The sequence below is a fragment of the Actinoplanes sp. NBC_00393 genome (genome assembly GCF_036053395.1).
Lineage (GTDB): Bacteria > Actinomycetota > Actinomycetes > Mycobacteriales > Micromonosporaceae > Actinoplanes.
Genome location: NZ_CP107942.1, coordinates 369,384 through 393,047, shown reverse-complemented (window position 1 = coordinate 393,047; position 23,664 = coordinate 369,384). Strand labels below are relative to the sequence as shown.

The 23,664-nt window shown below is 71.2% G+C and carries 18 protein-coding genes; 16 read left to right on the top strand and 2 right to left on the bottom strand.

The features are described from left to right. Window positions 1-53: 53 nt before the first annotated feature. From OHA21_RS01740 to OHA21_RS01715, 6 genes are all read left to right on the top strand, one after another. Window positions 54-1,016: an ABC transporter substrate-binding protein gene (locus OHA21_RS01740; RefSeq protein WP_328469404.1), complete on the top strand. Its 963-nt coding sequence runs from the start codon at window positions 54-56 to the stop codon at window positions 1,014-1,016. Next, complete coding sequence (locus OHA21_RS01735) at window positions 1,013-1,816, top strand: ABC transporter permease (RefSeq protein WP_328469402.1); 804 nt, start codon at window positions 1,013-1,015, stop codon at window positions 1,814-1,816. Before OHA21_RS01740 ends, OHA21_RS01735 begins: the two co-directional genes overlap by 4 nt. Then, window positions 1,813-2,586 (top strand): ABC transporter permease, encoded by a 774-nt coding sequence (locus OHA21_RS01730; protein ID WP_328469400.1) that lies wholly within the window; start codon window positions 1,813-1,815, stop codon window positions 2,584-2,586. Before OHA21_RS01735 ends, OHA21_RS01730 begins: the two co-directional genes overlap by 4 nt. A gap of 10 nt (window positions 2,587-2,596) precedes the next feature. Continuing rightward, window positions 2,597-3,370: an ABC transporter ATP-binding protein gene (locus OHA21_RS01725; RefSeq protein WP_328469398.1), complete on the top strand. Its 774-nt coding sequence runs from the start codon at window positions 2,597-2,599 to the stop codon at window positions 3,368-3,370. A 60-nt stretch (window positions 3,371-3,430) separates the two neighbouring features. Continuing rightward, window positions 3,431-4,939: a M28 family metallopeptidase gene (locus OHA21_RS01720; protein WP_328469396.1), complete on the top strand. Its 1,509-nt coding sequence runs from the start codon at window positions 3,431-3,433 to the stop codon at window positions 4,937-4,939. Window positions 4,940-5,605: 666 nt separating this feature from the next. Beyond that, window positions 5,606-6,226, top strand: coding sequence for a DUF2510 domain-containing protein (locus tag OHA21_RS01715; RefSeq protein WP_328469394.1), 621 nt, complete (start codon window positions 5,606-5,608; stop codon window positions 6,224-6,226). Here the strand turns inward: OHA21_RS01715 and OHA21_RS01710 are convergent. After that, entirely contained in the window at window positions 6,210-8,354 is a 2,145-nt protein-coding gene (locus tag OHA21_RS01710) for an MMPL family transporter (RefSeq protein ID WP_328469392.1), read from the bottom strand. The genes OHA21_RS01715 and OHA21_RS01710 overlap by 17 nt on opposite strands. Window positions 8,355-8,439: 85 nt before the next feature. Between OHA21_RS01710 and OHA21_RS01705 the strand changes: the two genes are divergently transcribed. From OHA21_RS01705 to OHA21_RS01690, 4 genes are all read left to right on the top strand, one after another. Then, window positions 8,440-9,054, top strand: coding sequence for a TetR/AcrR family transcriptional regulator (locus tag OHA21_RS01705; RefSeq protein WP_328469390.1), 615 nt, complete (start codon window positions 8,440-8,442; stop codon window positions 9,052-9,054). Between the two features lie 82 nt (window positions 9,055-9,136). Beyond that, window positions 9,137-9,556 carry a hypothetical protein gene (locus OHA21_RS01700; protein ID WP_328469388.1) on the top strand — a complete coding sequence of 140 codons (420 nt, stop codon included), beginning with the start codon at window positions 9,137-9,139 and terminating at the stop codon, window positions 9,554-9,556. A 201-nt stretch (window positions 9,557-9,757) separates the two neighbouring features. Further along, complete coding sequence (locus tag OHA21_RS01695; protein ID WP_328469386.1) at window positions 9,758-10,429, top strand: class F sortase; 672 nt, start codon at window positions 9,758-9,760, stop codon at window positions 10,427-10,429. 191 nt (window positions 10,430-10,620) lie between these two features. Beyond that, window positions 10,621-12,483: a glycosyl hydrolase family 28-related protein gene (locus OHA21_RS01690; RefSeq protein WP_328478249.1), complete on the top strand. Its 1,863-nt coding sequence runs from the start codon at window positions 10,621-10,623 to the stop codon at window positions 12,481-12,483. 17 nt (window positions 12,484-12,500) lie between these two features. Here OHA21_RS01690 and OHA21_RS01685 read toward each other — a convergent pair whose 3' ends face one another. Then, entirely contained in the window at window positions 12,501-12,917 is a 417-nt protein-coding gene (locus OHA21_RS01685) for a universal stress protein (protein ID WP_328469384.1), read from the bottom strand. Between the two features lie 103 nt (window positions 12,918-13,020). Between OHA21_RS01685 and OHA21_RS01680 the strand changes: the two genes are divergently transcribed. The 6 genes from OHA21_RS01680 to OHA21_RS01655 all read left to right on the top strand — a co-directional run bounded on the left by OHA21_RS01680 (window position 13,021) and on the right by OHA21_RS01655 (window position 23,655). Then, window positions 13,021-14,388 carry an APC family permease gene (locus tag OHA21_RS01680; protein WP_328469382.1) on the top strand — a complete coding sequence of 456 codons (1,368 nt, stop codon included), beginning with the start codon at window positions 13,021-13,023 and terminating at the stop codon, window positions 14,386-14,388. A 169-nt stretch (window positions 14,389-14,557) separates the two neighbouring features. Then, window positions 14,558-15,490 (top strand): helix-hairpin-helix domain-containing protein, encoded by a 933-nt coding sequence (locus OHA21_RS01675; protein ID WP_328469380.1) that lies wholly within the window; start codon window positions 14,558-14,560, stop codon window positions 15,488-15,490. Window positions 15,491-15,625: 135 nt separating this feature from the next. After that, entirely contained in the window at window positions 15,626-15,874 is a 249-nt protein-coding gene (locus OHA21_RS01670) for a hypothetical protein (RefSeq protein WP_328469378.1), read from the top strand. A gap of 775 nt (window positions 15,875-16,649) precedes the next feature. Further along, window positions 16,650-21,401 carry a beta-propeller fold lactonase family protein gene (locus tag OHA21_RS01665; protein WP_328469376.1) on the top strand — a complete coding sequence of 1,584 codons (4,752 nt, stop codon included), beginning with the start codon at window positions 16,650-16,652 and terminating at the stop codon, window positions 21,399-21,401. A gap of 23 nt (window positions 21,402-21,424) precedes the next feature. Next, window positions 21,425-22,783, top strand: a complete 1,359-nt coding sequence (locus tag OHA21_RS01660) for a transaminase (RefSeq protein ID WP_328469374.1) — start codon at window positions 21,425-21,427, stop codon at window positions 22,781-22,783. Window positions 22,784-22,836: 53 nt separating this feature from the next. After that, window positions 22,837-23,655, top strand: a complete 819-nt coding sequence (locus OHA21_RS01655) for an alpha/beta fold hydrolase (RefSeq protein WP_328469372.1) — start codon at window positions 22,837-22,839, stop codon at window positions 23,653-23,655. Window positions 23,656-23,664 lie beyond the last annotated feature (9 nt).

Genomic DNA, 23,664 nt, shown 5'->3' with positions numbered 1-23,664 from the left:
GTTCTTCATGAGAACTCTTGTTCGGAGAGCGCACACATTTCGAAGGAGCAAATATGCGGCGTCTTCTCGCGGGGATGGTGGCGGTGGCGGTCGCCGGTTCGCTGGCGGCGTGCGGCACATCGAGCGACTCAAGCGGTTCCGGTGACTCGGGCGGCGTGGACAACGTGAAGGTCGGCGTGATCCCGATCGTCGACGTGGCGCCGATCTACCTCGGTCAGCAGAAAGGCTTCTTCAAGAACCGCAACATCGAGCTGACCATGGAGGCCGGACAGGGTGGCGCCGCCATCGTCCCCGGCGTGGTCAGCGGCCAGTTCCAGTTCGGCTTCAGCAACTTCACCTCCCTGATGATCGCGCAGACCAAGAACGTGCCGATCAAGGCGGTGGCCGCGGGTGTCGCCTCCACCGGTGAGCAGGGCAAGGACTTCGGCGCCGTGGTGGTCAAGGCGGACAGCCCGATCAAGACCGCGGCCGACCTGGTCGGCAAGAAGGTCTCGGTGAACACGCTCAAGAACATCGGGGACACGGTCACCCGCGAGTCGGTGCGCAAGGCCGGCGGCGACGGGGCGAACGTGAACTTCGTCGAGATGCCGTTCCCGAACATGCAGGCGGCCCTGGAGAAGGGCGACATCGACGCGGCCTGGGTGGTCGAGCCGCAGCTCTCCACGATCAAGGCGGCCGGTGGCCGTGAGGTGGCCTCGACGTTCGTGGACGCGGCGGACGACCTGACCGTGGCGGCGTACTTCGCCTCCACCAAGCTGATCGCCGACGACCCCGACCTGGTCAAGCGCTTCACCGAGGCGATCAACGAGTCGCTGGCGTACGCCGACGCGCACCCGGACGAGGTCCGCACCACGCTCAGCTCGTACACCAAGATCGACGCGGCGCTCGGCGCCAAGCTGGTGCTGCCGAAGTGGCCGACCCAGATCAACGAGCCGTCGGTCGAGAAGCTCGCGACGCTCGGCGCCACGGACGGCATCTTCTCCGGCAACCCGGACCTGGAGAAGCTGCTCCCGTGACATCGGTTCGCCGCCGCAACCCGGCCCGGTCCGGCAGTCCCGCCCTTCTGGGCGCTGCCGGTCTGGCCGGGTTGCTCCTCATCATCGAACTGCTCCCCCGGCTCGGCCTGGTCGACGACCGCTACCTGCCGCCGACCAGCCGGATCGCCGCCGCGCTGGCCGACGAGACGGGCAGCCCCCAGTTCTGGACCTCACTCGGCGACACCCTGATCGCCTGGGCGCTCGGGCTGGCCATCGCGGTCAGCGCCGGCGTCCTCGCCGGCATCCTGATCGGCTCGGTCCCGGTGCTGCGCGAGCTGACCGCCTCCACGGTCGAGTTCCTGCGGCCGATCCCGTCGGTCGCGCTCATCCCCCTGGCTGTGCTGCTCTACGGCACCGACATCGGCTCCACCCTGATGCTGGTCTGCTACGCCGCCTTCTGGCAGGTGTTCGTGCAGGTCCTGTACGGGGTGGCGGACGTCGACCCGGTCGCGTACGAAACCGCGCGCAGCTTCCGGTTCTCCGCGTGGGCCCGGATCCGGCACGTGCTCTGGCCGACCGCCCTGCCGTACGTGTTCACCGGCATCCGGCTGGCCGCCTCGGTCGCGCTGGTCCTGGCGATCACCGCCGAGCTGGTGATCGGCGCGCCCGGCCTGGGCAAGGAGATCGCGGTCGCGCAGGCGTCCGAGGCCGTCCCCACCATGTACGCGCTGATCGTCGTCACCGGCATCCTCGGCGTGCTGATCAACCTGCTGGCCCGTACCGGCGAGCGCCGCCTGCTCGCCTGGCACCAGTCGGTCCGGGGCGAGGTGACCGCATGAACGTGCTGAAACGGGTTCTCTACGTCGTCGCGCTGCCCGCCGTGCTGTTCGGCGCGTGGTTCGTGCTCAGCGACGGCAGCGAGAACTTCTACTCGCCGCCGCTGCGCAGCATCCTGACCGCGTTCGGCGACACCTGGCAGGCCGACCGACTGCGCGCCGACGTCTTCCCCAGCCTGCTGCGGCTCTTCGCCGGATATCTGCTGGCCGCGCTGATCGGCATCGCGCTGGGCGTGGCGATCGGCCTGAACCGGCGACTGCGGGCCACCGTCGAACCGGTTCTGGAGTTCTTCCGGGCGATTCCGCCGCCGGTGCTCGTACCGGTGATCATGCTCTTCGCCGGCATCGGCGACGGCATGAAGGTGATCGTGATCGTCTTCGGCTGCATCTGGCCGATCCTCCTCAACACCGTCGAGGGGGTGCGCGCGGTGGACAGCGTGGTGCTCGACACCGCCCGCGCGTACGGGGTGACCGGCCCGGCCCGGCTCACCCGGGTGATCCTGCCGTCGGCGGGTCCGCAGATCGCGGCGGGGCTGCGCCAGGCGCTGTCGATCGCGATCATCCTGATGGTGATCAGCGAGATGTTCGCGGCCAGCAACGGGCTGGGCTTCACCATCGTCCAGTTCCAGCGCAGCTTCGCGATCCCCGAGATGTGGAGCGGGATCATCCTGCTCGGCCTGCTCGGTTTCGTGCTGTCGCTGCTGTTCCGGCTCGCCGAGCGGCGGGCTCTGCGGTGGTACGAGGGCCTGCGCGCGGCGCAGCGCCAAGGGTAGGAGGTCGACGATGCTCGAGGTGAAGGGCCTGCGGAAGGTCTACCGGTCCGGTTCCCGGGAGGTGGAGGCACTCCGCGACCTCACGTTCACCGTGGACAGCGGCGACCTGGTCTGTCTGGTCGGGCCGTCCGGCTGCGGCAAGACGACCCTGCTGCGCTGCATCTCCGGACTGCTCGACCCGACCGGCGGCGACGTGCGGGTCAACGGCAAGGCGGTGGACGGTCCACCGCCTGGCATGGCGGTGGTCTTCCAGGAATACGGGCGCAGCCTGTTCCCCTGGATGAGCGTGCGGGACAACGTGGAGCTGCCGCTCAAGCAGAAGAAGGTGGCTCGTAATCGTCGCAAGGAGCTGGTGGACGAGGCGCTGGACGCCGTCGGGCTGACCGGGACCGAGTCGGCGTACCCGTGGCAGCTCTCCGGCGGCATGCAGCAGCGGGTAGCGATCGCGCGCGCGGTGGCGTACGAACCGCAGACCCTGCTGATGGACGAGCCGTTCGCGGCGGTCGACGCGCAGACCCGCGCCGACCTCGAGGACCTGGTCCGGTCACTGTGGAAACGGCTGAACGTGACCATCCTGTTCGTCACCCACGACATCGACGAGTCGGTGTACCTGGGGCAGCGGGTCGTCATGCTCTCCTCGTCGCCGACCGTGGTGCAGGACGAGCTGGTCATCGACCTGCCGGCCGAGCGGGACCAGCTGCACACCCGGGCCGACCCTCGCTTCGTCGAGCTGCGGACCAAGGTGTACGAGCAGATCCAGCTGGCCAAGAAGGCAGCCAGATAGGCGGCGATAGGTATCGATTGGTATGAGGGTGTGAGCTGCCTGCGCTGCCATGCTCAGGCCATGCGAGCACTCTCCCTCCTCGGCGTCGCCACCCTTGTCGCCGGCCTGACCACGGCTGCCGCCGCCCCGGCCCAGGCTGCCGTCCCGGCACCGAACATCCCGGTCGCCAACGTCAAGGCCCACCTGACCCAGTTCCAGAACATCGCCACCGCGAACGGCGGTAACCGGGCCCACGGCCGGCCCGGTTACCTCGCCTCGGTCACCTACGTGCAGAACCTCCTCAACGCCGCCGGCTTCACCACCACCCGGCAGTCATTCACCTACAACAGCGCCACCGGCTACAACCTGCTCGCCGACTGGCCGGGCGGGGACACCTCGGACACGCTGATGATCGGCGGGCACCTGGACAGCGTCACCTCGGGTCCCGGCATCAACGACAACGGCTCCGGCTCGGCGGCCATCCTCGAGGTGGCTCTGCAGGTCGCCCGGTCCGGGTTCCAGCCCGACCGGCACCTGCGTTTCGCCTGGTGGGGCGCGGAGGAGCTGGGTCTGCGCGGCTCCACGGCGTACGTGAACTCGCTGACCACGGCCCAGCGGTCGGCGATCACCGGTTACCTCAACTTCGACATGGTGGGCTCGCCGAACGCCGGCTACTTCCTCTACGACGGCGACAACTCCGACGGCACCGGCGCCGGTCCCGGGCCGGCCGGATCGGCGGAGATCGAGCAGACCCTCGCGGCGTACTTCACGTCGATCGGGGTGCCGACCCGGGGCACCGACTTCGACGGGCGCAGCGACTACGGGCCGTTCATCCGGGCCGGCATCCCGGCCGGCGGCACGTTCACCGGGGCCGAGGGCACAAAGACCGCCGCGCAGGTGCAGCTCTGGGGCGGGACGACCGGGCGGTTCGACCCCTGCTACCACGCGTCCTGCGACACCCTGACCAACATCAACGACACGGCGCTGGACCGGAATGCGGACGCCATCGCGTACGCGGTCTGGAACCTGGCCTCCGCCGGTCAGCAGCCGCCCGGCCAGACGGTCTGGTCCGACGACCTGGAGACCGCCACCACCTGGACCGCGCTGTCGACCGACACCGCCACGGCCGGCCGGCTGGAACGCGGCAACCCGGCGGCCACCAGCAGCTCCGGCGTCGCCACCCAGCTCGATGCGGCCGCCGGCGGCAGCTACGCCCTGATCACCGGCGCCACTGCCGGGTCCAGCGCCGGCGCCAACGACCTGGACGGCGGCGTGACCACCCTGCTCTCCCCGTCGATCACGCTGCCGAGCGGCACGCTGACGCTGAACCTGTCCTGGTACCTCGCCCACCTCAACAACGCGACCAGCGCCGACTACCTGCGGGTCCGGGTGGTCTCGGGGTCGACCACGACCACGGTGCTGAGCCAGAGCGGCGCCGCCAGCAACAAGGCGGCGGCCTGGGCAACGGCAACGGCAAACCTTTCGGCGTACGCCGGACAGACGATCCGCCTCCAGATAGAGGCCGCCGACGCGGGCACCGCCTCTCTCGTGGAAGCCGCCGTCGACAACCTCCGCATCACCAGCGCATAACTCGACCCCGGCTGACGCCCGGTGCTGCCGAACGGCCTCTGAAGCAGCCCCCGGCGTCAGCCGGCCACCCCCAGCTGACCGCCACAGCTGCCTCCCGCCCCCGGAAGCAACACTCACCGTCAGCCGACCGCACCGGCTGACCCCCACAGCTGCCTCCCGCCCCCGGAAGCAACACTCACCGTCAGCCGGCCGCACCGGCTGACCGCCACGGCTGCCTCCCGGGCCCGGAAGCAACACTCACCGTCAGCCGGCCGCACCGGCTGACCGCCACGGCTGCCTCCCGGGCCCGGAAGCAACACTCACCGTCAGCCGGCCGAACCAGCTGACCGCCACAGCTGCATCCCGGGCCCGGAGGCAACACTCGGCGTCAGCCGGCCGAACCGGCTGACCGCCACGGCTGTGTCCCGGGCGCGGAGGCAACGCTCGGCGTCAGCCGGCCGAGCCGGCTGACGGCCAGGGCTGTGTCGTGGGCGCGGAGGCAGCGGTGGTTGTCAGCTGGAGGTGGAGGGTAAGCCCGGCGGGGGCGCTGGGGCGTCTCCATGTGGGTGGTCGCTTGGTGCGGCGGGGACTTTGCGTCACGCGTACCACGGAAGGTTTTCTCAGGCTGGGGCGTGCTGCGCCGATCGGGAACTACGGCCTCTCCCGCAGTCAGAGAAGGACGCGCCCATGAGCAGCCCCGCGCCCGCCGGATGGTACGCCGACCCCAGCGGCCTGCCCGCCCTCCGCTGGTGGGACGGCCAGGAGTGGACCTCGCATGTCCAGCCCGGCGCGCCCGCTGCCCCGCCGACCACCATCTCGGCCGGGTGGCGGGGCGGGCCGGCGACCAAGCCGATCGGCGAGCCGGTGCCGGGGCCGCATACTGGCGAAGCCGCAGGTGGCGAGCTGTTCGCGCCGGCCTCGGCGGAGATCACGGCGCCGTCCATCACCACGCCGGCGGCACCGCTGCCGGCTGCTTCACCGGGGTACGGGTCCGCCTTTCTGTCCCAGCCGGTGGATGCCGTGTCCGAGCAGTTGGGATATACGACTCCGCTGCCGGTGGCTGTGCCGGAGCCGGTCACGGGCCGGATGTCCGCTTCGCGCCGAACGGTCATGGTCGGAGCGGTCAGCCTGGTGATCAACCCGCTGCTGCTGTGCTCGATCTTCGCGATTCTGATGGGGCTGCGGGAGCTGCGCGGGTCGGGGCCGGGGTCGCCGGCACGCCGTGACGGGACGCTGGCGATCGTGCTGGGTTCGGCCGGTGTGGTGACCCAGGCGATCTACGCCTACCTGCTCATCCAGGTGCTCTGACCGGCTCGGCCGGCAGCGGCGGCTCGATCCGGCCGAGCCGCTGCTGCAGGCGGCGCAGCGGAGCCGGCGCCCACCAGTTGGCGTCTCCGGCCAGCCGCAGGAAAGCCGGCATCAGCACGCCGCGGACCAGCGTGGCGTCGACGAGCACAGCGAGGGCCATGCCGATGCCGAGCTGTTGGAGGAAGACGACGCGGCCGGTGGCGTACGCCGCGAACGACGCGGCCAGGATGACCGCGGCGGCGGTGACCAGCGGCGCGCTGCGGGCGATGCCGGCGGGGACAGCGGCGTACGGGTCGCCGGTGCGGTCGTACTCCTCCTTGATCCGGGCCAGCAGGAAGACCTCGTAGTCCATCGACAGCCCCCACGCGACGCAGAACATCAGGATCGGGATGCTCGGCTCGATCGAACCGGTCGGCGTGAACCCGAGCAGCCCGGCGAAGTTGCCCTGCTGGAAGACGAAGACCAGCGCGCCGAACATCACCGACAGGCTGAGCAGGTTGAGTGCGGCGGCCTTCAGCGGGGCGACGACGCTGCCGGTCATCAGGAACAGGACGATGAAGGTGACGATCAGGATCGCGGCGCCGATCAGCGGCAGCCGGTCCAGCACGCCGGCGCGGTAGTCGGCCAGGTCGGCCGGGTAGCCGCCGACGTCGACCGGGGCGGGCGCGGGGACGGCCCGGACGGCGGCGACCAGCGCAGTGGCGTCCGTTTCGAGGGCGGCGCTGGACGGGACGACGGAGAGCCAGGTGCCACCGGAGCCAGTGAAGCGGGCGGGGTCGATGCCGGGCACCGGGGCGCCGGCGGTGAACGAGCCGGCGGCGGAGTCGACGCGAACCACCCCGGTCAGGCGGGAGAGAGCCGCAGCGTAGGAATCGAGGTCCGCCATCGGGGCCGCGACGATCTGCAGGGCGTCGGCCTCCTCCTGGGGGAAGCCGGCGCGGATGTCGTCGTACATCTGGCGGACCGGCGCGGAAGCGGGCAGCACCCGGTCGTCGGGCAGGCCGAACCGGATCCCGAGCAGCGGCGCGCCGAGAAGCAGCAGGACGGCGAGGGCGCTTCCGCCGTACCGGATCGGTTTCTTCATGACCCGCACAGCCAGGCCGTGCCAGAAAGTGCCGTCGCCGCGCGCCGCAGGCTGCGCGCGGCGGCCGAGCAGCGTGAGCGCTGCCGGCAGGAACACCGTCGCGGCGAGCGCGGCGGCCAGCACCACAGCGATGCCGGCGTAGGCGAACGACGCGAGGAAGGGGAAGGGGAAGAGCAGCAGCACGGCGAGGGACGCGGCGACCGTGGCGGCCGAGAAGATCACGGTACGCCCGGCGAAGCGCCTGCTGCGCCGGACCGCCTCGGTGACCGTCGCGCCGGCGCGCAGCTCCTCCCCGAACCGGAAGATCATGAACAGGCCGTAGTCGACCCCGAGGCCGATCCCCATGACCAGCGCGATGTTCGACGCGAACGTGGAGATCTCGACGAACTCGACGACACCGCGCAGCAGAGCGAGCGACCCGAGCACCGCGAAGATCCCCGCCCCGAGCGTGACCGCCGCGGCCGCCGGGCGCCGGAACACCACGCAGAGCAGCACGAACACCAGCGGGAGGACGATCAGTTCGGCGCGCAGGAAGTCGGCCCGGGCCTGCTGCATGACGGTACGGAAGACCTCGTCCCCACCCCCGACCTGCACAGTGATCGTGCCGTCCGCCCGGGTGAACGCCGGCGTGAGGGTGGGCAGGACGTCGCGGCGTACGTGATCCGCGTCCCCGGGCAGCCACGCGAGCACCAGCGCCTGCCGGGCATCGTCGCTGCGCAGCGTGCCCAGGTTGCCGGTGCTCCAGTAGGACCAGACGTCGGCCACTCCCGGTCGCCCGGCCAGTTCCTCGGTGAGGGCCTGTCCGGCGGCGACCACGGCGGGACTGTCCACAGTGCCGGCAGTTGCGGTCACCAGCAGGGTCAGATTGGGGCTTCCGGTGCCGAACTGCCCGGCTAGCGCAGCCCGGGCCCGCATGGACTCGGCGCCGGGCGCTTCGAACCGGTTGAGCGAGAGCCGGTCGAGCACCCCGGCGGCGAGGATCGCGGAGAGGACGGTGAGCAGGGCGGCAACGGCCAGGGTCCACCTGGCCCGGCGACGGGTCATCGGGGTCTCCTGCTATTTTGCGAGCAACGACTCGTGTTTGACGGCCACAATACGAGCGATCGCTCGTGTTTTGCAAGGAGTGTCCATGCCCGACGAACGTCCGCGCCGCCGGCAGGCGCGGGGCGAGCGGCGGATCGCCGAGATCCTCGACGCCGCGGCCGGCGTCTTCGCCCAGGTGGGCTACGAGCGTGCCACCACCAACGCGATCGCCGCGACGGCGGGCATCTCGCCCGGCTCGCTGTACCAGTTCTTTCCGAACAAGACAGCCCTGGCCCAGGCTCTCGCGGACCGATTCGTCGCCGAGATGGGAATCGCGCACCGGGCCGCGTTCGACGGGGACCTCGCGGCCCTCCCGCTCGACGAGCTGCTGGACCGGGTGGTCGATCCGATCCTCGCGTTCAACGTGGACAATCCCGGGTTCAAGGCGCTCTTCGCCCGCCCTGACATGCCGCCCGACCTGGCCGCCGCGGCCGGGCCGATCCAGGGCGCACTGCTCGGCCGGATCGAAGCGATCCTGGCCACGCGGGCCCCGGAGCAGCCGGACGCGGACCGCGTCCGCAGCGCGCGGGTGCTGGTGCAGATCTTCCAGGCGATGGTGCCACTCGTGGTCGCCGCACCCGAGGAGGAACGGCCCGCGCTTGCGGTGGAGCTGAAACGGGTACTCGGCGGGTACCTGAGAACAGTCGAAGCTCCGAAGTGACCGATCACCGACACCGATATGCGGGTTTGTTCACCGGCCGATAATGTGGGTGGCCCCCGCGCCGCCGCATCCGGAGGCACAGATGAATCGGAACTGGCTCACCACCGTCGGCGTCGGGATCCTGCTGGGACTGATTCTCCTCTTCGTGGTGCTGGCCTCCTGCAGCCCGGATGACGAGGGCAACAACACCGGCGGCCAGCCGGGGCCGTCCGCCTCCGCCGTGCCGTCCGGCTCACTGCCGCCGGACAGTCCGTCACCCGTCGCGCCGACGCCGTCCGGGACCCTGCCACCCGACCCGGGCGAGACCGACCCGGAGACCGAGGAGCCGACCCGGACGCCGACCGACCCGGTCTCCACCCGGACGCCGTCCGGTGGGGTGGACGCCGGTGGTGGCAGCGGGGTCAGTGGCCGCAAGCTGGCGCTGCTGGTGACCGGCGCGTTCCTGCTGACCGCGGCGATGGGCACGGCCGGCTACGCGTTCCGGCGCCCGGGACGCGGCTGACGGATGAACGCACGGCGCCCTCCCCCGCTGAGGTGGGCTGATGACGTCCGGCGCGAGGCTCGGCCGCAGTGGGTGGATGACGTCCGGCGCGAGGCTCGGCCGCAGTGGGTGGATGACGTCCGGCGCGAGGCTCGGCCGCAGTGGGTGGATGACGTCCGGCGCAAGGCTCCGCCGCCGTGGGCCCGGCCGGCGCGGTCTTGGGTGCGTGACCGCCGGGCAGCAGCGTTCGCGCTGCTGCTGGCGGTGCTCGGGACGGTGACCACCGCGATGGGGTTCCGGATCGAGGACGGCCTGCCGCCACCCGTCGCCGAGCCGGAGCCGCCGCCGGCAGCCTTTGCCTCGGCCCCGCTTTCGGAGGCCGCCGAACCGGTTCCGGCACCTCCCTCGCGCGCCGCCGCAGTCAAGAAGGACACCATGAAGCGGTCGGCGCCCGTCCGGCTCGACATTCCGGCAATCAAGTTGCGTACACCCGTCACGGCGGTCGGCCTGCGCCGCGACGGGACCATCGACGTCCCGCCACTGCGCGCCGACGCCCCGGCCGGCTGGTACAAGAACGCGCCCTCGCCGGGCGAGTCCGGCGCCGCGGTGCTGGTCGGGCATGTGGACACGGCACGCGAGGGCCCGGCAGTGTTCTACCGGTTGCGCGAGTTGCGGCGCGGCGACCGCATTTCGGTACGGCGTACCGACGGTACCGCAGCCGAGTTCGTGGTTTCCAAAGTGACCACACACCCGAAGAACGACTTCCCGAGCGACGACGTCTACGGCCCGGTGGACGGTCCGGAGCTTCGTCTGATCACCTGCGGCGGGACGTTCGACCGGTCGCAGGGGAGCTATCGGAGCAACGTCGTGGTGTTCGCCCGAAGAGCCCCGTAAGCGATTCCGGGACCGGTTCCAGTGGACTTATCGGACACCGCGGTTCCGGAACCTGACTGCCTTGCCCGACTATGCCCGGGATGCCGGTTCACCCCTCTTGACATGGGCGTTCGCCGATTGCTTCTGTGACCGGGATCATTGCGATCTTGTTTCCGGAAGGGACTCCCCGCATGACCCTAATTCGCGAGCGCATGGGCCGTACCCCACTGCGCCGCATCACCGCCGGAGCGCTCGCTCTCGGCCTGGCCCTCGCCGCTGCCGGCGCCGGCAGCTCGCCGGCCGCCGCCGCGACGGCGAGCGCCGGCGCCCCGAACCTCGGCGCGAACGTGACCGTCTTCGACCCGAGCATGCCGCTGGCCGACATCCAGGCCAAGCTGGACGCCACGCATGCCGCGCAGGTCAACAACGAGATGGGTACGCAGCGGTACGCGTTCCTGTTCAAGCCCGGGACGTACGGCACCGCTGAGAAGCCGCTGCAGTTCCAGGTCGGCTACTACACCGAGATCACCGGCCTCGGCGCGAACCCCGGCGACGTGGTGATCAACGGCAAGGTGGAGGTCTACAACCGCTGCCTGAGCACCGACCCGGCCAACCCGAACTGCATCGCGCTGGTCAACTTCTGGCGCACCATCTCCAACCTGACCGTCAACGTCAACGGCGCCGGGCAGGACGGCTGCCGGGCGGGCGCCAACTTCTGGGCCGTCTCCCAGGCGGTCTCGATGCGCCGCGTCCAGTTCACCGGCGGTCCGCTGACGCTGATGGACTACTGCACCGCCGGCCCGCAGTACGCCAGCGGCGGCTTCATCGCCAACTCCAAGCTGCCGGCCACCACCAACGGCTCGCAGCAGCAGTGGCTGACCCGCAACAGCGAGGTCGCGAGCTGGTCGAACGCCGTCTGGAACCAGGTGTTCGCGGGCGTCACCGGCGCGCCGGACGACTCGGCGTTCCCGAACCCGCCGTACACCACTCTGGACACCACCCCGGTCAGCCGGGAGAAGCCGTACCTGTTCGTCGACGGCTCCGGCCGTTACCAGGTGCGCGTTCCGGCCGCGCAGCGCAACACGAGCGGCGTGAACTGGAGCGGTCCGGGGCGCACCATCCCGCTCTCGGACTTCTACATCGCCAAGCCGGGTGACTCGGTCACCAAGATCAACCTGGCCCTGGCGCTGGGCAAGCACCTGCTGCTGACCCCGGGCGTGTACGACATCGCCCGCAGCATCGAGGTGTGGCGCCCGAACACCGTCGTCCTCGGCATCGGTCACGCGACCCTGACCGCGGTCAACGGCTCGACCCCGATCGACGTCGCGGACGTGCCCGGCGTGATCGTCGCCGGCGTGACCATCGACGCCGGCACCAAGGAGTCGAAGGTTCTGCTGCGCGTCGGCAAGAAGCACGGCCTCGGCATCAGCTCCCCGTCGAACCCGACGACGCTGAGCGACGTCTACTTCCGCGTCGGCGGCCCGCACATCGGCAAGACCGACACCGCGCTCGAGGTGAACAGCGACGACGTGCTGATCGACCACACCTGGGTGTGGCGCGGTGACCACGGCGTCGAGGGCTTCACCGAGGGCGTCAACGGGGACACCGACCGGTGGCGTACCAACACCGGCCGGTACGGCGCGGTCATCAACGGCGACGACGTGACGGCGACCGGCCTGTTCGTCGAGCACTTCCAGAAGTACAACACCGTCTGGAACGGCGAGCGGGGCACCACCGTGCTCTACCAGAACGAGCTGCCGTACGACCCGCCGACCCAGGCGGACTGGATGAACGGCAAGGTCAAGGGCTACGCCGGCTACAAGGTGGGCGACCGGGTCAAGAAGCACACCCTGTACGGCGGTGGCGTCTACGTCTTCAACCAGAACAACCCGTCGATCGAAACCGAGAACGGGTTCGAGGTGCCGCAGACGCCGGGCGTCAAGCTGCACCACATCATGACCGTCAACCTCAGCGCCGGCGTGATCAACCACGTGGTGAACGGCGTCGGTGAGGCCGCGGACATGACGAAGGTCGGGCAGCCGGTCTACGTGACCGACTACCCCGCCGCGCCGTAATCGAGTCTGGTGGTCACCTATCCGCTCGCCGGGTGGGTGACCACCAGCACCGGACGGCCCGCTTTCTCGATCAGGCTCAGCGGCACGCTCCCGAGCAGCCGCTGGGCCACCAGCGGTCGTGCGCTCGACCCGACCACGATCAGGTCGGCGGACTGCTCCTCGGCGTACCGGATGATCTGATCGACCGGGCGACCGGGAAGGACCGCGCGCGACGCCTCGATGCCGGCGTCGGCCAGACGCCGGATGGCGGCCTCCGCGGCGCGCTCGGCGCGCTCGGTGTAGACACTGCGTGGCATCGGGGCCAGGTGCTCGGTCTCCAGCTCGTCGACCGCGACCACCGCCACCGTCGCCCCGGTCTGCCGCACCAGGTCAGCGGCGGCGTCCGTGACCCACGGCTGATCGGCCTCGGGATTGGCGGCGAGCACGATATGCATGGTGGCCTCCCCTAGCTCCCAGGTTTCCCGACACCCAAGGTACGGGTAACGTCACTGTTCCGCAGGTTCCGTGTTTCCGTGGCTTCGGGACGAGGGGCGAGCTATGGCTGATGCGATCAGGACCGAATCGGAACAGCCCACACTGAAACGGGTCATCGGGCCCGCACTGCTGCTGCTCTTCGTGGTCGGTGACATCCTCGGCACCGGGGTGTACGCACTGACCGGCAAGGTCGCGGCAGAAGTCGGTGGTGCGGTGTGGCTGCCGTTCCTGCTGGCCTTCGTGGTCGCGCTGCTGACCGCGTTCAGCTATCTGGAGCTGGTCACCAAGTACCCACGGGCGGCCGGGGCCGCGCTCTACACGCACAAGGCCTTCGGCATCCACTTCCTCACCTTCATGGTCACCTTCGCGGTGATGTGCTCGGGCCTGACCTCGGCGTCCAGCGCGTCCAAGGCCTTCGCGGGCAACTTCGGCGAGGCGTTCGACCTGTCCATCGGCGACGGGTTCGCGCTGACCGCCGTGGCGCTCGGCTTCATCACGCTGGTCGCGCTGATCAACTTCCGCGGCGTCGGCGAGAGCGTCAAGGCCAATGTGGTGCTCACCGTCGTCGAGCTGACCGGTCTCCTGATCGTCATCTGCATCGGCGCGTGGGCGCTCGGCGGCGGCAACGGCGACCTGTCGCGGCTCACCGAGTTCAACACCCCGCCCGGCGACGCCGTCGCCCTCTCGGTCACCGCCGGCACCGCGCTCGCCTTCTTCGCGATGGTCGGCTTCGAGGACTCGGTGAACATGGCCGAGGAGACCCGCGACCCGGTCCGCATCTTCCCCAAGGTGATGCTGACCGGCCTCTGCATCACCGGCCTGATCTACGTGTTGGTGGCCATCTCCGCCGTCGCGCTGGTCGCCCCCGACGATCTCGCCGAGGGCAGCACCCCGCTGCTCAAGGTGGTCGAGGCCGGGGCGCCGGCGTTCCCGCTCACGATCTTCGCCTTCATCACCATGTTCGCGGTGGCCAACTCGGCGCTGATCAACATGATGATGGCGAGCCGGCTGCTCTACGGCATGGCCAACGAGCGGGTGCTGCCGTCGGTGCTCGGCCGGGTGCACCGCACACGGCGTACGCCCTGGGTGGGCATCCTCTTCACCACCGCGATCGCCTTCGGACTCATCTGGTTCGCCGACCTGACCGCGCTCGGTGGCACCACCGCGCTGCTGCTGCTCTGCGTCTTCACCGTGGTCAACGTGGCCGTCCTGGTGCTGCGCCGCGACCCGGTCGACCACGACCACTTCAAGGCGCCCACCGTGATCCCGGTGATCGGGGCGATCGCCTGCGCCTTCCTGGCCAGCCCGTTCTCCGGGCGCGCCACCGCGGACTACCGGATCGCCGGAGTGCTGCTCCTGGTCGGTATCGTGCTCTGGGCGATCACATATGCGGCGAACAAGTACGTGCCGGGCGCGATAACCCGACCCTGAACGAGTGACCATCGCAGATCGATCATGAAGCGGTAACCCTCCGGAAACCCGCATCGACCGAGGTCGGATCGCATCGTGGCACTTCGCCACCCTGATAGTGGCTGCTCAACGTGATGTGCGAAGCTGCCCGCTACCACATGCACCCTCCTCTCCAGTCCGGAGGCCCGATATGGCATCATTCCTCTACTTTGTTGCCGGGCTCGTGATCGGCGTGATAGTCGGCTGGCTGCTCTGGGGCTGGCGCCTCGTCAGCCCGCGGCCCAAGCGCACAGCCGACACGACGCCGGCGGCCGACGCCGCCCCCGCGGTGGTCACCGAGCCGGTCGCCGCCGAGCCCGCCATCACGGCGCCCCCCGCGGCGCCTGCGCCCACCGCTTCCTCCGCCGGCGCTTCCACTTCCGCTGACGCGCCTTCCTCCGCTGCCGACTCTGCTGCTGCCGCTTCTGCTGCGGCTTCTGCCGCGCCTTCGACTGCTGCCGCCTCGGACGAGACCCCCTCCTCGGCCGATGCGTCGCCCGCTGCCGCCGGCACCGAAGCCGAGGCCGAGGCCGAGGCCGCCGAGTCGAAGCCGGCCGCGAAGTCCGAAGAGGTCGCCGCGGCTGTCGACGCCCCGGCCGAGCCCGCCGCTGCCTCCGCATCGGACGAGCCCGCCGCCTCCGAAGCCGAGCCGACCATCGCTGTCACCCCGGACGAGCCGGCCACCGTTACTGCTGCCGCTGAGCCCGCGGCCGCGGACGAGCCCGCCGTGACCGTGGACGAGCCGGCTCCGGTTGCCGACGCCACGCCGGAGCCCGTCGCGGCCGCGCTCGAGCCGATCCCGGCCGCCGAGCCGATGGCTGACGCGCCGGTCGACGAGGCGCCGCCGGTCATCCTCGTACCGCCGGCCGGCGTCGAGGAGCCGGACGACCTCACCAAGATCGCCGGCATCGGCCCGAAGATGGCCATGGCGCTCGCCGCATCGGGCATCACCACCTACGCGAAGCTGGCCGAATCCGACGTCACCAGCCTGAAGCTGGCGCTCACCTCGGCCGGCCTGCGCGGCTCGGCGAGCCTCGCGAGCTGGCCGGAGCGCGCCCGCGAGCTGGCCGGCGTCAAGAGCTGACACAGCTGAGCAGCGATCCGGCATCCGCGGGTGCCGGATCGCTGTGACCCAGGCCACCTGAAAAAGTTGCAGGCCGGGAGCGACCCGGACGATGGTTGCGGCCGTCCACCCCGGCAGCAACCAAGGAGCCACCGAATGTCGATGTCCGTCAGCGCAGCGACCGCTTCGACCTGGAACAGCTACGCCGCATGGAGCCGTCTGCAGGACGCCCGCGGCAGGCTCAGCACCGACTCCGCCTGTGAATCGTCCTCCTCGGCGGCGCTCACCGCCGACCGCGCGGCCGTCGTCAACGCCGCACACGAGGTCGCCCGCATCGAGGCCGCCCGCGCAGCCGACATAGCGCGGCTCAAGAAGGGCAACCACACCTTCGACCTGCTGGTCTGACCTGACTGGGCGCCACACAAGCGCCGGCTGGGCCGCAGAAGCTGAGCCACAGCCGAGTCCCGGCCGTCGCACTCAGACGCACAGCAGTGAACCGTGCAGCCGCAGGCCGGTCATCCATTCATTCGGCAGCCCGGTCTCCCACTTGAGCGACGGCCACCCGCCCGAGCCGTCCCCGCTCACCCAACGACCGCCGCATTCCCTGCGCCAACGACGGCCCAGCGCACCCAGCCGTCGCCCAAGCAGGCAATCACCACCGCATTCCACGCGCCAACGACGGCCCGGCGCACCCAGCCGTCGCTCATGCAGGCAATCACCGCCGCATTCCACGCGCCAACGACGGCTCGGTGGACTCGGCCGCCGCTTGTGCGGGCAATCCGAGCCCCATTGCCGTCTGGGCGACGGCTCGGAGCGGGCAGCCGTCGTTCATGCGCCTTCGTGGCCCGCTGGTCAAGAGCTGGGGATGACGGCTATCCGTCAGGACACGGCGGCGGCTGTGGTCGTCCGGTCGCTGAACTGGGGAGATCGGGCGTACCAAGACCACTGGATCCAGTGAAATCGCGATGTTGGCATCTTGTTGAATCGAAGTTGATCGACATCGGTGACGGCCGCTGGGCGGCGCAACATCATCCCTGGTAGATCGCTGTTCCCGGCGGACCGCGCGACGCCGACCGGATCGAGATCAACGACGCTGCGTCGTGGATGCGTGGCGGTTCGTAATCATCGAGGGGTTTCGGTGGTTGCCCTCGGCATCGCACCATGGATGCAGGGTGATGCGATGAGCGGCCGACGGCTGGCAGTGGTGGTGACAGTCGAGCACCACGAAGATCCTGTCCTGAGCAGGTTCGCGGTGCCGTCGGCTGACGTGCCCGCGTTCGCTGAGGTGCTCGGGGACTCGGGCCTCGGTGGGTACGAGGTGGCGCTCCTGCGCGACCCCGGCACCGCGGAGGCGTTCGGGAAGGTGCGGGCCCTGTTCGAGGGGCGCGATCAGGACGACAGCGTCCTGTTCTACTTCCGGGGCGTCATGCTGACCGGGCCCGGCGGCGGGCTGTTCCTCGCCGGCGCGGACACCAGCATGGGCCGCCCGGCCGACACCGCGCTGGACGTGTCGCAGATCGCTGTAATGCTGCAGCGCAGCCGGGCCGGGCAGGCCGTCGTCCTGCTGGACGGGCGCACCGGTGGGCCGGTCGACGCCGGGCACCACTTCCGGGCGGCGCGCTCGGCGGAATGGCAGAGCCGGGTGGTGATCGCCGCGACGGCGCGGCCCGAGCCGCCGACCTTCGCCGGGATGATCGCCGACGGCGTGCGCAGCGGCGCCGCGGACCGGGATCGCGACGGTTTCATCGGGATCGGCGAGCTCCACGACCACCTGCGGGAACGGGATCCGAGCGTACGTCAGTGGGTCTTCGGTTCGGGCCGTCAGCCGTACCTTGCCCGGGTCCGTCGCCCGGGAAGTGACCAGATGGCGCTGATCGCCCAGCTTGCCACCGCAGCGGCCGGCGAAGATCTGTCCCGGGCCGTCGAGGCCCGCGAGACGCTGCGCCGGATGGCGAACGGCGAGGGCCGCATCGCCGCGGCCGCCTCGGCAGCCCTGCGCCGCACCTCGGTCCGGATCGCGGAGCCGGCGCTGGACTTCGGCCGGGTGGCGCCCGGCACCCGGCAACTGGCCGCGGCGGTGCCCGTGCAAGGGCCGCCGCTGGCCGCCGCTTCGGCCGTGACCACCTCGGCGGACGGGCTGCACGCTCGGCTGGAAGGCGGGGTTCTGCGGATTTCCTGGTTCCCGACCGTGGGCCGCCTGGACGGAGCGATCACCCTGGACGGCCCGGCCGGCACAGCCCGCCTGATCGTGAGCGGCGAGGTGGCCGAAGATTTCGACGTGGCAACCGGCGGCTGGGTGCCGGCTGCCGGTGCGAACGGTGTCGAGCCGGATCCGACTGCGGCCTTCCCGCCCGGGCCGGTGGCCGCGGGGCCGCCGCACGGCTCGCCGGTCGCCGGACCCGGAGCGATTCCGGTCGGGCCGTCAACCGTCGCGCCCGTCGCGCACCTGGCCGGACCCCCGGCCTGGACACCGCACGGCTCGCCGGTTGCTCAGCCGGCCAGCGCGCCGCAAGCCGGACCGGCAGCGCCCCAAACAGGACCAGCGCCCCAAGCGGGACCGGCAGCGTATCCGGACGGAATGCCGGGAAGCACGCCGCCGAGTGCCGGCACGGCGCAAGTCAGGCCGGGGCCGTTCCCGCCGGGCCCACCCAGCGCGGCTGTGACACCGACCGACGACGCTTACCCGCCGGCGACACCCGCGCACGCCCCGTCACCCGCCACATCGGTGACACCAGTCGACGACGCCCACCCGCCGGCGACACCCGCGCACGCACCGTCACCCGCCACATCGGTGACACCAGTCGACGACGTCCACCCGCCGGCGACCCCGGCCCGCGACGCTTCCCAAGAGCCGACCGCGTCCGGTGTTTCGCGAGCCGAATCCGGGGGTGCTCCGCAGGGCGGCCCAGCGGCCGGTGCGATGGGCCGGGCATCCGTCGGTTCCGCCCCGCCGGAAGCGCATCTGCAGGCCGGCACGGTGACTGCGGCCGCCACCGAGCCGGGATCGACCGAGTCCACCAGCGACGCCGAGCCGGTCGCGAGCGGCTCATCGGAGCCCTCGAGCTCCCCCGCGGTGCCGACGCAGCGTGACCGGACCCGGCATCCGATCTCTCCGCCGGCACCCGGTTCATGGCCGGACAGCGGCGGATGGCCCGCTTCGACAGGGAGCGGTTTCGGCTGGTCAAATGCCACACCCCCCAGTTCACCGCCGGCATCTGCCGGGTCGAGCACCCTTTCCGGTACGCCCGAAGCACCCGAACCGCCCGCAACCGCAACCACCGGCGCGGCCACGGATGTGCCCCCGGACAGCGCACCGCAGGCCGCAGAGCCGGAGACTTCCGCGCCCGACTCCGAAGCGGAACCGGCCGCGCCCGCGACCACGTCTTCGAGCGACACCGCACCTGCCGACAGCGAGCACGTCACCGGCGCCCCCGAAGATCAGGCCCCGACCGACACCGATGCGCCCGGAACGCGGCGCCCCGATGCCGAGGCCGAGCCCGCACACGCTGACGCCACGGTCGGAGCAGCCGACACCAGCGACCGTGAACCCACAACAGAACAGCCCGACTCCGACGCTGCGACCGGATCAGGCGCGCCCGGCGACCGCGAACCGCACCAGGCGGGCGGCTACGCCTTCGCCGCGCTCGCCGTCGCCGCAGGCAGAACAGCATCCGGCCGTCGTGACGACGAGTCGTCACCAGCACCCGGCGAAGCATCTTCGGACGCACAGATGCCCACGCCGCCGGAACGTGTCCAGGGCCGGGCTTCCCTGCCCACCCGGCGCGGTCCTGCCGAGGACCGGCCGGCCGCTGCCGCCGGGCTGTGGCCAGGAGAAACCCCGGATGCCGAAGTCCAGCCGACCGCTGCACCTCCGGAGGCGGCCGGGACCACCCCACCGACCGGCCGCGCGACGAGCGCATCACACGGCGGCCCGGGCAATCCCTGGCTGACCTCACCCGTCCGCCCGGAGAACAGCACCGAAAACCGCACGTCCACTCCGGATGCCCCGCCGTCCCCAAGCAGCCCCGCCGGACCCTGGCCGGGCACCGCACCCACCTCCGGCAGCCCCAGCAGCCCCTGGCCGGGCACGGCACCCACCTCCGGCAGCCCCAGCAGCCCTTGGCCGAGCACCGCACCCACCTCCGGCAGCCCCAGCAGCCCTTGGCCCGGCACCGCACCCACCTCCGGCAGTCCAGCCGACCCTTGGCGGGGCACCCCGCCGCCCTCGGCCCAGGCACCCTGGCCTGCCGGCACAGCGCCGACCTCCGGTGGCGCCGCCCGGCCGACCTCCGGCCAACCGACCTCGCCGTGGCCCGACGCGACCCCGGCTTCCGGCGCGCCGGCCGACCCGTGGCAGCACACCGCTCCTGCGTCCGGCGCCCCCGCCGATCCGTGGCAGCACACGGCTCCCACCTCCGGCGCGCAGCCCGCGGCCTGGGCATCGAGCCCGCCCGCCGACCCGTGGGAGACGACAGCGCCTCAAGGCCCCGCCGTCCAGCCCACCTCGGGCGGCCAGACCGCTCCCTGGCCAGGCGACGTACCCACCTCGGGCGGCCAAGCAGCCTGGCCGGGCGGGCAAGCGCCGAGCCGGCCGGCAACGCAAGCGCCGGGCGGGCCGGCGACACAACGACCCGGTGGGCAGCCCACCTCGGGAAGCCCGGCCGCCCCATGGCCGGCGGCGGCCACCGCAGCCGGCGGATGGGCCGCTGCGAACCCGGCCGCCCCAGGATGGCCGGGGAACACCGGCTGGCCCGGGGAACAGCCGGACAAAGCGCCCGGGCAGCAGAATCGGCCGCCCGGTACGGCGTACCCCGAAGAAGCGGAACCATCGCGCGGCCGGCGCGCCGCCAAGGTGGCCGGAATCCTGCTTGCTGTGGTGATTCTGGCCGCCGGGACCTACTTGGGCGCCCGTGTGGCGCTGTCCGGCGACGACGACCGCGGCAGCAACCCGCCCGGAGCCGCGCCCCAGCAGTCGGTCCCGGTGGATCCGCAGGGCAGCGCCGCACCCACCGAGGCGGTGCCGGTGGCAGTGGCGAAACCGGTGGTCGTGGACCGGTTCCGGCTGGGCCGGGAGCCCGAGGGCGTGGCCGTGTCACCCGACAACGGCATGGTCTTCGTCGCCGACCAGGATTCCAAGGACGTGCACTTCATCGACGTCGCATCGCGCAAGATCGCCGCGGTGAAGGTGGCCAACACGCCCCGCTTCCTGGCGGTCTCGCCGGACGGCGGCCGGGTTTACGTGTCCATGTTCGAGAACGATTTCACCGGCAACGGTCTGGCCGTCATCGACACCGCGAAACGGTCGGTGATCAAGACGATCCGGACCGGGCCGCGGCCGTTCGAGCCGGCCGTGGCCGCGGACGGGCAGGTCTGGCTGCCGATTCACAACGGCGCGCGGGTGGAGATCTACGACGGGGAGACGCTGACCGAGGCGGCCCGGATCTCGGTGCCGCCGAACCCGCACTGGGTGACGTTCTCGCCGGACGGCAGCATCGCCTACACGGCGAACCACGAGTCCAGCCAGATCTCGGTGATCAAAACCGAGGAGCGCCTGGTGCTGCGCAACATCAAGGTCGGCAAGTCGCCGCACAGCATCGCGGTGACGCCGGACGGGCGGCGGCTGATCGTCACGAACTACGACCTGGACACCGTGGAGATCTTCGACACCGGTTCGCTGCGGCGGCTGCACCGGACGGCGGTCGGCAAGGAACCGCAGGCGGTGATCACGTCGACCGACGGCAAGTACGCGTACGTGGTGAACGAAGGTTCGGACAACCTGTCGGTGCTCAACATCGCGACCGGGAAGGTGGTGTCGACAGTCGCGACCGGTGACAGCCCACGGGTCATCGCGGTGTCTCCGGACGGCCTGCGGCTCTACGTCACGGACGGCAACGGACGTACGGTTACCGTGCTCAGAACGACCGCGAAGTGACGATTCCCTGGTAACGTCGCGCCATGTCGACGGATTCCGGAATCGATCGCGCCCGCCTGCGCACTCTCGCCGAGCGTGAGCGCGCCACCTTCGCCGACCGCCACCCCCGGTCGAGGGCGGCGTACGGGAAGGCCGACCACCTGTTCGGCCGCGTCCCGATGACGTGGATGAACAAGACGTCTGCCGGCTCCCCGGTCTACCTCGACAGGGCCAACGGCAACCGGATCATCGACGTCGACGGCAACGAGTTCGTCGACTTCTGTCTGGGCGACACCGGCGCGATGGCCGGCCACTCCCCCGAGCCGGTGGTCGCCGCGGTCACCGAGCGGATCCGGGGCGGCCTGGCCACCATGATGCCGACCGAGGACGCCGCCGTCGCGGGTGCCGAGCTGGCCCGCCGGTTCGGGCTGCCGGCCTGGAGTTTCGCGCTGACCGCGACGGATGCGAACCGGTGGGCGATCCGGCTGCTGCGTGCGGTCACCGGCCGGTCGAAGATCCTGGTGAACAGCTACTGCTACCACGGTTCGGTGGACGAGTCGCTGATCGTGGTCGGTCCGGACGGGCGCGGACAGAGCCGGGAGGGCAACGTCGGCGCGCCGGTGGACGTGACCGAGACCAGCCGGGTCGCCGAGTTCAACGACCTGGAGGGTCTGGAGCGGGAGCTCGCGTACGGCGATGTGGCGGCGGTGCTGATGGAGCCGGCGCTGACCAACATCGGGATCGTGCTGCCCGAGGACGGCTACCTGGCCGGGGTGCGGGAGCTGACCCGCCGCTACGGCGCCTACCTGATCAACGACGAGACCCACACGTTCTCGGCGGGGCCGGGCGGTGCGACCGCGGCGTGGGATCTGCAGCCGGACGTGGTGACGATCGGCAAGGCCATCGGCGGCGGGGTGCCCGTCGGCGCGTACGGTCTCAGTGCCGAGCTTGCCGAAGCGCTCACCGGGCGTGGTGATCTGGACCTGGTGGACATGGGCGGGGTGGGCGGCACGCTCGCCGGCAATCCGGTGTCGATGGCCGCGACGCGCGCCACGCTGCAGGAGGTGCTGACGGAGGCCGCGTTCGCTCAGATGATCGGCACGGCGTCGGCATTCGCCGACGGCATTCAAAAGATCATTGAGGGGTACGGGCTACCGTGGTCGGTCAGCCGGCTCGGCGCTCGTGTCGAGTACCGGTTCGCGAACCCGGCGCCGCGCAACGGCACCGAGTCGGCGGCGAGCGCGGACGCCGAACTCGAGGACTTCCTGCACGTCTACCTGGCGAACCGGGGTGTGCTGCTCACCCCGTTCCACAACATGGCGCTGATGTGCCCGGCCACCACGGGCGCCGACGTGGCCCGGCATCACGAGATCTTCGACAAGGCGCTGTCCGAGCTGCTCTGATCACCGGCGGCACCGGGGTCGCGAAAGATCTCTGCGCGGGCCATAGTGGCCTGGTGACTGAGATCCGTACGCCGGACGGGCGGCTTGTGCACGCGTATGACTGGGGCACCGGCGACCGAGTTGTGATGTGGCATCACGGCACCCCGAACGTCGGGTCGCCGCCGCGGCCGCTCTTCGAGGCTGCGGAACGGCTCGGGGTGCGGTTCATCTCCTACGACCGGCCCGGGTACGGCGGGTCTGACCCGCTGCCCGGCCGGGACATGGCGTCGGCGGCGCACCTGGCCGCGACGGTCGCGGATGCGCTGGGCGTCGACCGGTTCGCGGTCCTCGGGCACTCCAGCGGTGGTCCGCACTCCCTGGCTTGCGCGGCGCTGCTGCCGGAGCGGGTCACGGCTGCGGCGAGCATTTCCGGGCTGGCGCCGTTCGACGCGAACGGGCTGGACTGGTTCGCCGGGATGGGTTCCGGCAGCCGGGCCTCGCTGGGCGCCGCGGCGGCCGGGCGCGCGGCCAAGGAGGCGCAGGTCGCGGACGGTGGGGAGCCGGATTTCACGTCCGAGGACTGGACGGCGCTGGACGGCGAGTGGGGCTGGTTCGGCAGCGTGGTGGAGCCGGCGATCGCGGGTGGGCCGGAGCCGCTGATCGACGACGATCTGGCCAATGTGGGCGCCTGGGGCTTCGACCCGGCGGTGATCACGGTGCCGGTGCTGCTCGTGCACGGCGAGGATGATCTGGTGGTGCCGAGTTCGCACAGCGCGTGGCTGGCTACGCGGATCCCGAAGGCGGAACTGCGGGTGGTTCCGGGTGCGGGACACATCTCGGTGCTGCCGGGCGAGGCGGTCCCGGCCCTGGAGTGGTTGGCCCGGGTCGGCTGAGGGGTTCTG